We start from the raw sequence: 12,827 nt of genomic DNA on the forward strand, positions 1-12,827 counted from the left end.
TGTCCATGGGGGCCGTGGCCGCGGAAATGCCCGCGGCCAGTTTTACCGTGCACATGCCGTTCGGCATCAGGAGATGAACATGGATTTGAACGCTGAAGTCGATCAGCTGGTCCGCCAATCGCAGACCTGGATCCCCTTGATCATGGAATACGGCAGCCGGGTGTGCCTGGCGTTGCTGACCCTGGCCATCGGCTGGTGGATCGTCAACAAGCTCAGCGCGCGCCTGGGCAAGCTGGTCGGCCTGCGCAACGCCGACCTGGCGCTGCAGGGGTTCATCAGCACCCTGGCCAATATCATCCTGAAGATTCTGCTGTTCGTCAGCGTGGCGTCGATGATCGGCATCGAGACCACCTCCTTCGTCGCCGCTATCGGTGCCGCGGGCCTGGCCATCGGCCTGGCCTTGCAGGGCAGCCTGGCGAATTTCGCCGGTGGCGTGCTGATCTTGATGTTCCGCCCGTTCCGGATTGGTGACTGGATCGAGGCGCAGGGTGTCAGTGGCACCGTGGACAGCATTCAGATCTTCCACACCGTGCTGCGCACGGGTGACAACAAGACGGTGATCATGCCCAACGGCAGCTTGTCCAACGGCATCATCACCAACACCAACCGCCAGCCGACCCGCAAGGTGGTATTCGACGTGGGCGTGGATTACGACGCCGACCTGCAAAAGGCGCGTAATGTGCTGCTGGAACTGGCCCAGGACCCACGTGTGCTGGCCGACCCGGCGCCGCAGGCAGTGATTTCGACGCTGGGCGACAGCTCGATCACCGTGTCGCTGCGCATCTGGACCAAGACCTCGGACTACTGGGATGTGATGTTCATGCTCAACGAGCATGCCCGTGACCGGTTGAAGGCCGAGGGTATCGACATTCCGTTTCCGCAGCGGGTGATTCGTGTGGTGCAGGAGACGGCCACGCAGTAAGCAACGCTTCAAGGCTGGGGCGTGCAGCGGCCCCAGCTTTTTCCGCGCCTATTACACTTGTTCACAGCCAAGCCCTGCCATTTCTGGCATACAGGCTGACCCCACCTGTTCCCGCTGAAATTCACCATGAAACCACTGCTGTACATCACCCCCCTCCGAGCCCTGTTGTTCGGCCTGACCCTGGCCCTGTTCGAGTTGCTCACCTACCTGGCCAGCGATGCTGTGATGCCGGCCATGCCCGTGGTGGTCGGCGACCTCGATGCCAGCCCCGAATACATCCCCCACGCCCTGAACCTGTACCTGCTCGGTGGCGTGGTGCTGCAGTGGTTGATTGGCCCCCTGGCCGACCGCTACGGCCGCCGCCCGCTGCTATTGGGCGGTTGCGTGTTCTTCGGCGTGGCGTGCCTGGCGACGTTCTGGGTGCACGATATTGGCCTGTTCAACCTGCTGCGCCTGTTGCAGGGCATTGGCCTGGGCTTTGTCGTCACGGTCAGCTACCCGGCCTTGAACGAGGCGTTCAGCGAAGCCGACGCAGTACGCATGATGGCCTTGCTGGCCAACATTGCCCTGCTGTCGCCGCTGCTCGGCCCCCTGGTGGGCACCTTGCTGCTGCAATGGCTGGACTGGCGCTGGCTGTTCGTGGCCTTTGCCATCGGTGCGGTGCTGGCCTGGGTGCTGTTGTACCGGTTGATGCCGGAAACACTGGGCGTGGAGCGGCGCGACGGTTCGCGGCTGCCCTTTACGCCGATCCATTTGCTGCCGTTGTTGTCTGGCTACGGCCAGCTGCTGGCCAACCGTCGCTTTGTCGCCGGTAGCGCCGCCCTGGGCTTGGTCGGCCTGCCCTTGATTGGCTGGATCGGCCTGTCGCCGGTGCTGCTCATCCATGACGAAGGGTTGAGCACGATGGAATATGCGCTATGGCAGCTGCCGGTGTTTGGCGGGCTGATTCTCGGCAACCTGATCATCAACCGTATTGCCGACCGTTACTCGCTGCCAGCCCTGGTGCGTGGCGCATTGTGGCCCTACCTGGCGGGCCTGTCGCTGATGGTGCTGGCGACTTGGTACTGGCCAAGCGTGACCAGCGTGGTGGCCGGCATGTCGCTGTATGCCCTGGGGCTTGGGGTGGCCAACGCCGTGCTGTACCGCATGACACTGTTCGCCAGCGATCAGAGCAAAGGGCTGGTCTCGGCCATGCTGGGGATGATCACCATTGCCTTGCTGGGCCTGGGCGGGGCAGTCATGGCGATGATCGGGGCGGGTGCCAGTTTGCTGCACTTTGCCTTGGCGGCCAGTGTGGCGGGGGCGCTGGCGCTCTGGCCGTTGTGGTTCGTTGTGGGTGGGCGGTCTGGGGAAGGCGCCGTAGCCCAGTAGCATTCGTCGCCTGTACCGCCTCTGCGGGCGCGGGTTCACCCGCGAAGAGGCCGGTACAGGCGGCGAGGTACCCTCAGGGCCGTTCGGCCGCTGGGTTCTCCTCGGGCACCGGTTTGCCGGGCCCGGCTTCCTGACGCCACTGCAGGGCGATCAGAATCAGCGTCGGCACGCCCAGCAGGGCAGTGATCAGGAAGAAGTCGTGGTAACCGAACTTCTCCACCATGACCCCCGAGTAGCCGCCGATCAGCCGTGGCAGCAACAGCATGATCGAGCTGAGCAGCGCGTACTGGGTGGCCGAAAACTTCAGGTTGGTCAGGCTAGACAGGTAGGCGACGAACGCCGAGGTGGCCATGCCGGAGCTGAAGTTGTCCAGCGAGATGGTGACCACCAGCATGTCCAGGTTCGGGCCCATGTCGGCCAGCATCAGGAACAGAATGTTGGTCGCCGCCGAGGCCACGCCACCGATGAACAGGATCGGCATGATGCCGAAACGCACGATCAGCAGGCCGCCGACACCGGCACCGACCAAGGTCATGATCAGGCCGAAGATCTTGCTGACGCTGGCGATCTGGTCCTTGGTGAAGCCCATGTCGATATAGAACACGTTGGCCATCACGCCCATGACCGTGTCCGACATGCGATAGGTGGCGATCAGCCCCAGCAGCAGCAGGGCCTGCCAGCGGTAGCGGGCAATGAAGTCGTTGACCGGGGTCAGCACCGGGGCAAGGCCGCGACGGCCCATGGTCGACAGGCACGCCCAGGTCAGCAGCACGTACAGAATCAGGCGCAGGAAGGCGCGGTCTTCCAGCAGCAGGTCCAGTGGGGTGGCGTCACCGAAGATCACGCTGGCCCAGTCGGTATTGAACAGTTGGGTGAAGCTGGCAGGCACCGACACCAACAGCAAGATCAGCACGAATACCGACGCCAGCTGGTGGACCAGGCCATAACGCGCCGCCGACAGCTGGGTACGCAGCGGCACCGAGGGTTCACGCATGACCAGGGTGGTGAACAGCGCGGGCAGCATCAGCAGGGCGAACATGATGTAGGTGCCGGCCCAGGCCTTGTGCAGGTAGCTGAACCCGGTGGAGCCGAACCATTCGGCGAAGAACAGCGCGCCTGCCGTGGCCAGCAGGGCCGCTACCCGGTAGCCGGCCATGTAGCTGGCGGCGAGGGCGGCCTGACGCTGGTCATCGGCAATTTCCAGGCGATAGGCATCGACGGCGATGTCCTGGGTAGCCGAGGCAAACGCCACGAGAACGGCCATGGCAATCAGCCATGACAGGTGTTGCTGCGGGTCGCACAGGCTCATGCCGACCAACCCGACCACCACCAGCGCCTGGGACAGCAGCAGCCATGAGCGGCGGCGCCCCAGGCCACCAAGCAGTGGCAGGCGCCATTGATCGAGCAGCGGCGACCAGACCCATTTGAAGGCATAGGCCAGGCCGATCAGGCTCGCGTAACCAATGGTCTCACGGGCCACACCTGCTTCGCGCAGCCATACCGAAAGGGTCGAGAACACCAGCATGTAGGGCAGGCCGGCGGCAAAGCCGAGCAGCAGCAGTACCAGGGTTGACGGGCTGGCATAGGCAGCAAGCGCAGCGCGCCAGGTTTTACGGGGCATGGGCCAACATCTGCCTCAAGTTTTCGAAAACAAAGCGCGCACTCTAACCGCTGTGCTCCATCGGGCGCCAGCCATGGCGCGTCATATCCACACGATTATTGGTTACATTCACGCCTTCTGCGCGCAACCGCGCCCGTTGTTCGTCGCCTGACGGCGTGCCCAATGCCAGGCTCAGGCGCCCGCCCGCACCGAGTACCCGGTGCCAGGGCAGGCGGGTATCGCCTGGCAGTTGCCCGAGGGTGCGCCCAACCCAACGTGCCGCGCGGCCAAGGCCGGCCAGCTCGGCAAGCTGGCCGTAGCTGACCACCTTGCCCGCGGGCACTTGCCCGAGCACCGAATACAGCGCCGTTCGTCGGGCTTGTGGTGTTTCCAGTGTATGCCCGTATGCCTCAGACATCAGTGACCCCGTGGCTTGTGGATGAAACCGGACCAGCGGCGAGGCAAATGCGAGTTGAACTCAACGGCATGTGCTCGGTCTTTCCTTGCTCTGGTTGTCCGTATCTGGATAATGCCCGGCTTTTTCGACGAATCGAACCCGTAGTCCGCCTATGTATTCTAGATCCCTGTTGTGCCTGTTAGCTGCCTCCCTGTGCACCGCGCCCGCGTTTGCCGACACCGTGTGGATGAAGAACGGTGACCGCCTGAGCGGCAAGATCAAAGTCTTCGATGGCGGCAAGCTGCTGCTGGAGACCCCCTATGGCGGGTCTATCGCGCTGGACTGGAAAGAAGTCCAGACCCTGGAAAGCGACCAGGAAATGCTGGTCAAGCAGGATGCCTACAGCGGTGAGCGGGCCAAGTCGTTGAAAGCCGCCGAAGCCGGCAAGGTCACCCTGGCCAACGGCGAGGCGCCCAAGACCGTCGACCTGGCCAGCATCGAGCAGATCATGAAGCCCAAGCCGGTGGTCGAGGACCTGGTCTGGAAAGGCAACGTCGACGTCGCCCTGGACTACAAGCGTGCCGAGAATGACACCGACGACTACGACGTCAGCTTCAAGACCACCGCCCGCCATGGCCGCTGGCGCCACAACGCCGAGGGCGAGTACAACCGCGAGACCAAGGACGACGTCACCACCACCGACAACTGGAGTGCCGAGTACGCCCTTGACCGCTTCATTACCGAGAAGTGGTTCTGGCAGGGCCGCATGGAGTACAAGCGCGACCGCATCGAGGACCTGGCCCGCCAGCGCACCGTGGGTACCGGCCCGGGCTACCAGTTCTGGGACGACGAGCTGGGCGCGTTCTCGCTGGGTTCGCTGATCAACCGTACCGACTTCGAATACCAGGACGGCGCCAAGGACAACTTCTATGCCGCGGCGGTCAAGTGGGACTACACCCGCTACCTGATCGGCAAGAATGTGCAGCTGTTCACCAATGGCGAAGTCGCCAAGCCGCTGGGCAGCGTGGCCAACTACTCGCTGGATGCCGAAATCGGCTTGCGCTACAAGGTCACCGAATGGGCCTCGCTCAACCTCAAGGCAGAGAAGGACATCATCAGCGGTACACGTGACAGTGACCTGGACAAAACCCGTTACACCGCAGGCTTTGGCGTGACCTGGTAAAGACGCGATCCGTGTAGGCGTCAGCGGCTCCTGTGGCGGCGGCGGGTGATAATGCTTATCTTGTCACCCATCCAGTCCGCTGCCAGGAGCGCCCTTCGTGAGTACCAATGCCATCCGCCCCGCCCGGGAACTGCTGCTCAAGGAATACCGCGGCGTGCTCTCGACCCACTCCAAGTCCATGCCCGGCTTCCCGTTCGGCTCGGTCGTGCCGTATTGCCTGGATGCACAGGGCAACCCGCTAATCCTTATCAGCCGCATTGCCCAACACACCCACAACCTGCAAAAAGACCCCAAGTGCTCGCTGCTGGTTGGTGAACGTGAAGCAGAGGATGTTCAGGCAGTCGGCCGCCTGACGGTCATGGCCGAGGCGCACAAGCTGGTGGACGAAGCTGCCATCGAAGCCGCCGCCGAGCGCTATTACCGCTACTTCCCCGACGCCGGCAACTACCACAAGGCCCACGACTTCGACTTCTGGGTGTTGCAGCCGGTGCGTCACCGCTACATCGGTGGTTTTGGCGCCATCCACTGGCTTGACCAGGTGACCTTGGCCAACCCATTCGCCGGCAAGGCCGAAGCGAGCATGATCGAGCATATGAACAGCGATCACGCCAAGGCCATTGCCCACTACGTCCAACTGACCGAGCTGCCACGCTCTGTGCCTGCGCACATGGTCGGTATCGACAGCGAGGGCATGCACCTGCGCATTGGCCAGGCGGTCCATTGGCTGGCGTTCCCGAGCCCATGCAATACGCCGACACAAGTGCGCGAAGCCCTGGTTTTGCTGGCGCACGCCGACCAGTGGCCGGTTGCGGCTGAAGTCGAGGGTTGAAATTGGAAGCTTGCGCATCCATCTGAGGTCTTATTGGGAGGTTCTCTTCCGTCGAGGAATCTTTGATGCGTGCTTTTCTACTGCTGTTTTTGCTGTTTCCTGTGCTGGAGCTGTTCGTCTTCGTCAAGGTCAGCGCGGCGATCGGGTTTTTCCCCGCACTGCTGCTGATCATCGCCGGTTCCGCGCTGGGTGTGCTGGTTATGCGGGTGGCCGGGCTGGCCACCGCACTGCGTGCCCGTGAAAGCCTGCAGCGCGGCGAACTGCCCGCTGAGGACATGTTCCAGGGTTTGATGATGGCGGTGGGTGGCGGCCTGCTGTTGCTGCCGGGCTTCATCAGTGACGTGCTGGGCCTGATTTGCCTGTTGCCATTCACCCGTCACCTGGCCGCGCGCAAGATGCGCCAGCGTGCCGAGGAGCAGGCCCTGCGCCAGCGGGCGTTTCAGGACGATCCGTTCCAGGCGCAGCCGCCTCGTGACGCCGGCCACCGGCCGAATGTGATCGAGGGCGAATACGAGCGTCGCGACAAGTAACCTGCCGGGGCCGCTTCGCGGCCCCTGTTGTTTTCACGTTATGCCTTTGATGAAAATTTTTACGTATCAAGCCTTGTAATTGCATATGGCGGCCTCATGTATGGGTCACCGCAAGGTTTCTGGTGGCAACACCAGACATGACTCAGGTGGTCCGCCCTGCGCGGGCCACCCCCGGCAACGCCGGACCGCATCAACCCGCCGGTGTCGATACCGGCCGATGAAAACCACAATTTGGGAGAGATCGACAATGAAGCTTCGTCCTCTGCATGACCGCGTAGTCATCCGTCGCAGCGAAGAAGAATCGAAAACCGCTGGCGGTATCGTCCTGCCGGGTTCGGCCGCTGAAAAACCTAACCGCGGCGAAATTGTTGCCGTCGGCACCGGTCGCATCCTGGAAAATGGCGAAGTGCGTGCGCTGGCCGTGAAAGTGGGTGACAAAGTGGTTTTCGGCCCTTACTCGGGCAGCAACACCGTGAAAGTCGATGGCGAAGACCTGCTGGTAATGGCCGAGAACGAGATTCTCGCCGTTATCGAAGGCTGATTTCCCCGACTTCCCGTTATTCCAAAGCATTTCAAGGATTAAACGATCATGGCTGCTAAAGACGTAAAATTCGGCGATTCCGCCCGTAAGAAAATGCTGGTTGGTGTCAACGTTCTGGCTGACGCGGTAAAAGCGACCCTGGGCCCGAAAGGCCGCAACGTGGTCCTGGCCAAGAGCTTCGGCGCACCGACCATCACCAAGGACGGCGTTTCCGTTGCCAAAGAGATCGAGCTGAAAGACGCGTTCGAGAACATGGGCGCCCAGCTGGTCAAGGAAGTCGCTTCCAAGGCCAACGATGCAGCCGGTGACGGCACCACCACCGCTACCGTTCTGGCTCAGTCCATCGTCAACGAAGGCCTGAAAGCCGTCGCTGCCGGCATGAACCCGATGGACCTGAAGCGCGGTATCGACAAGGCTACCGCCGCTGTCGTCGCCGAGCTGAAAAACCTGTCCAAGCCATGCGCCGACTCCAAGGCCATCGCTCAGGTAGGCACCATCTCCGCCAACTCCGACAGCTCCATCGGTGAAATCATCGCCGAAGCCATGGAAAAAGTCGGTAAAGAAGGCGTGATCACCGTTGAAGAAGGCTCGGGCCTGGAAAACGAACTGTCTGTCGTTGAAGGCATGCAGTTCGACCGTGGCTACCTGTCGCCGTACTTCGTCAACAAGCCGGACACCATGGTTGCCGAGCTGGAAGGCCCGCTGCTGCTGCTGGTCGACAAGAAGATCTCCAACATCCGCGAGCTGCTGCCAGTACTGGAAGCCGTTGCCAAAGCCGGCCGTCCGCTGCTGATCGTTGCAGAAGACGTTGAAGGCGAAGCGCTGGCTACCCTGGTAGTCAACAACATGCGCGGCATCGTCAAGGTTGCTGCGGTCAAGGCACCGGGCTTCGGCGACCGTCGCAAGGCCATGCTGCAGGACATCGCTGTCCTGACCGGCGGCCAGGTCATCTCCGAAGAAATCGGCCTGTCCCTGGAAACCGCTACCCTGGAGCACCTGGGTAACGCCAAGCGCGTCATCCTGTCCAAGGAAAACACCACCATCATCGACGGCGCTGGCGCCGACACCGAGATCGAAGCACGCGTCAAGCAGATCCGTGCCCAGATCGAAGAGACTTCCTCGGACTACGACCGTGAGAAGCTGCAAGAGCGTCTGGCCAAACTGGCTGGCGGTGTTGCCGTGATCAAGGTCGGTGCTGGCACCGAAGTCGAGATGAAAGAGAAGAAAGCACGCGTTGAAGACGCCCTGCACGCTACCCGTGCAGCCGTTGAAGAAGGCGTGGTGCCTGGCGGTGGTGTTGCCCTGGTACGTGCTCTGAACGCTATCGTTGACCTCAAAGGTGACAACGAAGACCAGAACGTCGGTATCGCACTGCTGCGTCGCGCTGTTGAATCGCCGCTGCGTCAGATCACTGCCAACGCCGGCGACGAGCCAAGCGTTGTGGCCGACAAGGTCAAGCAGGGTTCGGGCAACTTCGGTTACAACGCTGCTACCGGTGAGTACGGCGACATGATCGAGATGGGCATCCTGGACCCAGCCAAGGTCACCCGTTCGGCACTGCAAGCTGCTGCTTCGATTGGCGGTCTGATGATCACCACCGAAGCCATGATTGCTGATGCTCCGAGCGACGCTCCAGCTGGCGGCGGTATGCCAGACATGGGCGGCATGGGTGGCATGGGCGGCATGATGTAAGCCAGCCTTACCCCCTAGCAGCATGAAAAAGCCCCGGCTCGCGAGAGCCGGGGCTTTTTCGTTCTTCTGCGGCCCCTCACTCAGGCAACGCGGCGCTCAGCGGCAGGCGCCTCGACCATGCCCCGCCGATACAGAACCAGGTAGTACGAGCCCAACCCGATCAACCAGCAGAACACCGCGGTCCACACGTTGTGCGACAGAAAGTGGGCGCCCTGCATCATCCGCCCAACCGACAACACTGAACCGGCCACCACTGCTACCACCAATGCCACCCGGGCCAGGCGCGGGCGACGGTCGCGCAGGGCGAAGAACAGCGCAAACAGGCAAAAACCGGTCGCGGCATGCCCGCCTGGCCAGCACAGCCCTGGCTTGTCGGTAGCGGGCCGCGCCTCCAGCAGCTTGCTGTAGGTTTCCTTGCCGCCGAACTGGCTCAGGCTCCACGGGCACTGTACCTGGGTGACCTTTTTAAGCGGTGTGACGAACGCTGTGGACAAACTCAACGCCAGCACCAGGCAGCCCAGTTCTCGGCGCCAGCCAAACAAGCGTTTCCAGAAGAAACTCAGGGCAAATGTCAGCAACGCCAGCAAGCCCAGCAGGATCACCGCCTGCTTGACCCCGTCATGCAGCACGTTCTCCAGCCAGTAGCTGTGGCGCCCGATGAATTGCCCGGCGGCCGGGTCGAAGAACAGGTTGGCCACGTCCATGTCGACCGAGGTCAGCTCAAGCAGGACCAAGGCCACTGCCGTCACCAGCGGGATGCCCAGGTACACCCAGAGGTTGATCGGGCGAGGGCGGCTACGTTCGTGCATGACGACTCCAAGGCGCAAAAAAGATCGGGCATTATCGAGTGGCCGCTATCCTGTGTCCGTGAAGGATCAGTGAAAAAACTGTCAACGGCGGCGAATTTCGCCTGGGGGTGGCACAGTGCAGGCATTGGCCTTAAGCTGCGCCTGCCGCGCACCACAGCGAAGCGCCGCACAGGAGACCCCGATGCGCATTCTATTGGTTGAAGACAACCGCGATATCCTTGCCAACCTGGCTGATTACCTGGGCATGAAAGGCTACACCGTCGACTGCGCCCAGGACGGCCTGTCAGGTTTGCACCTGGCGGCCACCGAGCATTACGACCTGATCGTGCTCGACATCATGCTGCCCGGCATCGATGGCTACACCCTGTGCAAGCGCCTGCGCGAAGACGCCCGGCGTGACACCCCGGTGATCATGCTCACCGCCCGCGATCAACTGGACGACCGCCTGCAAGGCTTCCGCTCCGGGGCCGACGATTACCTGCTCAAGCCCTTTGCCCTGTCGGAGCTGGCCGCCCGCATCGAAGCGGTGCTGCGCCGCGCCCAGGGCGGAGGCCGCCGCACCTTGCAGGTCGCCGACCTCAGCTACGACCTCGACACCCTCGAAGTCACGCGTCAGGGGCGCCTGCTCAAGCTCAACCCGGTCGGCCTCAAGCTGCTTGCCGTGCTGATGCAGAAAAGCCCGCACGTGCTGCGTCGCGAGGTACTGGAAGAAGCCCTGTGGGGCGACGACTGCCCAGACAGCGACAGCCTGCGCAGCCATGTGCACCAGTTGCGCCAGGTGATCGACAAACCGTTCGAAAAACCGCTGCTGCATACCGTCCATGGCGTCGGCTATCGCCTCGCCGAGGGCCGCGATGGAGTTTAAGCAAAGCCTTGCCCAGCGCATCATCATCGCCTTTGCGTTGATGAGCGCGCTGGTCGCCGGGGCCTTCGCCTTCGGCATCGTCGCCACCGTGCACCTGGTTGAAGAGCGGCTGATTTCCACGGTGCTGGGGGGCGACCTGCAGCGCCTGTTGCGCATGGACAGTGTGAGCGACTGGAGCCATCGACCGCGCCCTGACCAGCTGTTCTATTTCAGCGGCGGGCGTGATGATTTCGAGTTGCCCAAAGACTTGCGTCATCTCGACAGCGGCTTCCATGAGGTGTTTCGCGATCAGCTGTCGTACCACGCGATGGTCGAGATCGTCGACGGTCGCCGTTATGTGTTATTGCAGGATCAGAGCGATTTCGAAGAGCGCGAGCGCGTGCTGTTTGCTGTGGTGGTCGTGGGCTTTCTGCTCAGCCTGGTGCTGGCCGTCATCCTTGGCTGGCTGGTGGCGCGCAGGGTGATGGCGCCGGTGATCCGCCTGGCGCGTCAGGTACGCCATCGTGACCAGCTGCTCGGCCTGGCGCCGCCCTTGGCGCCCGATTATGCGGCAGACGAAGTCGGCCAGTTGGCCGTTGCCTTCGACGACACGCTGGGCCGTCTGCGCGATGCCTTGACCCGCGAGCGGCTGTTCACCAGCGACGTCAGCCACGAACTGCGCACGCCGTTGATGGTGCTGGCCACGTCGTGCGAACTGCTGATGGAAAACCAGACACTGGACCCGCGTGCGCGCAGCCAGGTCGAGCGGGTCGCCCGGGCTACCGAGGAGATGCGCGAACTGGTCAAGACCTTCCTGATGCTGGCCCGTGCCCAGCGCGACGAGGGCGCCGTGGCCTCGAAGGCAACCCTGCGCGAGGTGGCCGACGAACTCACCGGCGTGTGGCGCGATACCATCGAGCAGAAAGGGCTCACCCTCTATTTCGATGGTCGAGTCAGCGCCAGCCCGGTGCTGTACAACGCCACCTTCCTGCAGTCGGTGATGGGCAACCTGCTGCGTAACGCCGCGCACTACACCGACAGCGGTTACATTCGCCTGAGCCTTGAAGCCAATGGGTTCAGCGTGGAAGACAGTGGTGTAGGCATTCCGGAAGAGCAGCGCGAGGCGATGTTCAAACCCTTCGTGCGCGGCGCCGAACGGCGGGGCGAAGGGCTGGGCTTGGGCCTGTCACTGGTGCAGCGCATCTGTGACGACCAGGGCTGGCGGGTCACCCTGACATCGACCTTGCCGCACGGCTGCCGCTTCCAGGTGGACCTCAGCAAAAGTGTGGAGGTGGGTGACCCTTCGTCGCTCATTGGGTAATGTTTGGTAATACCTCCCGAAAGGACTAACACTTTTTTCACATTGGCATAACCTGATTCCAACGCTTGCTTTCCTAAAGTGGGCGTACTGGAGTCAGGAGATGCCCAATGCGTAGCCCCATCAAGCTTGAATTTTCCGAAAAATACGACCAAGAACACGCGCGCGAATATTTTCTCAAGCATCAGGATGGCCTGGCACGTCGCCTTTCCCACAAACGTGACGAGCAGTTGGCGCGTCGCGCCCTGGCCTTGGCCGGTGAGCCGGGCCTGGTGCTGGACCTGCCCTGCGGTGCGGGGCGCTTCTGGCCGCTGCTGGCGGAAAAACCCAACCGGGTGATCATCGGTGCCGACAACTCCGAGGCGATGATCGAGACAGCCTGTGCCGCGCAACCGCCAGAGGTAGTCGCACGGGTACGGCCCTTGCAGACGTCAGCGTTCGCCATCGACCTGCCGGACAATTCGGTCGACAGCATTTTTTGCATGCGGTTGTTCCACCACATTGGCGAAGCCGCCCACAGAAAGACGATTCTTTCGGAATTTCAACGGGTTAGCCGTGATAGTGTGATCCTGTCGCTGTGGGTTGATGGCAACTTCAAGGCTTGGCGCCGGAAAAAGCTCGAGCAGCGCCGTAGCGCCAAGACTGAGCAGGACAATTACCAGAACCGTTTCGTGTTACCAGCGGATACGGTCGAAGAAGAATTCAAGGCAGCCGGCTTCAGAATTCAGGAACGCTTGGACTTCCTGCCGTTCTATGCCATGTGGCGAGTCTATGTATTGCGCAAGGGGTAG

The 12,827-nt window shown here is 62.2% G+C and carries 13 protein-coding genes; 10 read left to right on the forward strand and 3 right to left on the reverse strand.

Annotation, left to right across the window (positions count from 1 at the left end; all coding sequences use genetic code 11):
- The first annotated feature begins 79 nt into the window (after positions 1-79).
- Together CKW22_RS12755 and CKW22_RS12760 are read left to right on the forward strand one after the other, a co-directional pair.
- The gene (locus CKW22_RS12755; protein ID WP_033702817.1) at positions 80-922 is read left to right on the forward strand and encodes a mechanosensitive ion channel family protein; all 843 of its coding nucleotides are present in this window, start codon (positions 80-82) and stop codon (positions 920-922) included.
- A 126-nt stretch (positions 923-1,048) separates the two neighbouring features.
- Positions 1,049-2,293, forward strand: coding sequence for an MFS transporter (locus CKW22_RS12760; protein ID WP_033702816.1), 1,245 nt, complete (start codon positions 1,049-1,051; stop codon positions 2,291-2,293).
- Between the two features lie 73 nt (positions 2,294-2,366).
- On the opposite strand, the gene CKW22_RS12765 is transcribed toward CKW22_RS12760, so the two are convergent.
- A complete protein-coding gene (locus CKW22_RS12765; protein ID WP_033702815.1) occupies positions 2,367-3,914 on the reverse strand; it encodes an AmpG family muropeptide MFS transporter in 1,548 nt (515 codons plus the stop codon).
- 43 nt (positions 3,915-3,957) lie between these two features.
- Positions 3,958-4,311, reverse strand: a complete 354-nt coding sequence (locus CKW22_RS12770; RefSeq protein WP_033702814.1) for an MGMT family protein — start codon at positions 4,309-4,311, stop codon at positions 3,958-3,960.
- Positions 4,312-4,462: 151 nt separating this feature from the next.
- Between CKW22_RS12770 and CKW22_RS12775 the strand changes: the two genes are divergently transcribed.
- The 5 genes from CKW22_RS12775 (at position 4,463) to groL (ending at position 9,065) form a co-directional block, all read left to right on the forward strand.
- Complete coding sequence (locus CKW22_RS12775; RefSeq protein ID WP_033702813.1) at positions 4,463-5,473, forward strand: DUF481 domain-containing protein; 1,011 nt, start codon at positions 4,463-4,465, stop codon at positions 5,471-5,473.
- Positions 5,474-5,570: 97 nt separating this feature from the next.
- Positions 5,571-6,302, forward strand: coding sequence for a HugZ family protein (locus CKW22_RS12780; RefSeq protein ID WP_033702812.1), 732 nt, complete (start codon positions 5,571-5,573; stop codon positions 6,300-6,302).
- Positions 6,303-6,367: 65 nt separating this feature from the next.
- Positions 6,368-6,832 (forward strand): FxsA family protein, encoded by a 465-nt coding sequence (locus tag CKW22_RS12785; protein WP_033702811.1) that lies wholly within the window; start codon positions 6,368-6,370, stop codon positions 6,830-6,832.
- A 247-nt stretch (positions 6,833-7,079) separates the two neighbouring features.
- Complete coding sequence (locus CKW22_RS12790) at positions 7,080-7,373, forward strand: co-chaperone GroES (RefSeq protein ID WP_033702810.1); 294 nt, start codon at positions 7,080-7,082, stop codon at positions 7,371-7,373.
- A gap of 48 nt (positions 7,374-7,421) precedes the next feature.
- Entirely contained in the window at positions 7,422-9,065 is a 1,644-nt protein-coding gene (groL, locus tag CKW22_RS12795) for a chaperonin GroEL (RefSeq protein ID WP_033702809.1), read from the forward strand.
- Positions 9,066-9,145: 80 nt separating this feature from the next.
- Here the strand turns inward: groL and CKW22_RS12800 are convergent, their stop codons facing one another.
- Positions 9,146-9,874 (reverse strand): phosphatase PAP2 family protein, encoded by a 729-nt coding sequence (locus CKW22_RS12800; protein ID WP_033702808.1) that lies wholly within the window; start codon positions 9,872-9,874, stop codon positions 9,146-9,148.
- Positions 9,875-10,055: 181 nt separating this feature from the next.
- Between CKW22_RS12800 and colR the strand changes: the two genes are divergently transcribed.
- The 3 genes from colR to CKW22_RS12815 all read left to right on the forward strand — a co-directional run bounded on the left by colR (position 10,056) and on the right by CKW22_RS12815 (position 12,827).
- The gene (gene colR, locus CKW22_RS12805) at positions 10,056-10,739 is read left to right on the forward strand and encodes a two-component system response regulator ColR (RefSeq protein WP_003255215.1); all 684 of its coding nucleotides are present in this window, start codon (positions 10,056-10,058) and stop codon (positions 10,737-10,739) included.
- On the forward strand, positions 10,729-12,039 hold the full coding sequence (locus CKW22_RS12810) for a HAMP domain-containing sensor histidine kinase (RefSeq protein ID WP_033702807.1): 1,311 nt from the start codon (positions 10,729-10,731) through the stop codon (positions 12,037-12,039). The genes colR and CKW22_RS12810 overlap by 11 nt, the downstream gene beginning before the upstream one ends.
- Before the next feature lie 107 nt (positions 12,040-12,146).
- A complete protein-coding gene (locus CKW22_RS12815) occupies positions 12,147-12,827 on the forward strand; it encodes a class I SAM-dependent methyltransferase (protein WP_033702806.1) in 681 nt (226 codons plus the stop codon).

The sequence above is a fragment of the Pseudomonas sp. Irchel s3f19 genome (assembly GCF_900187555.1).
Classification (GTDB): domain Bacteria; phylum Pseudomonadota; class Gammaproteobacteria; order Pseudomonadales; family Pseudomonadaceae; genus Aquipseudomonas; species Aquipseudomonas capeferrum.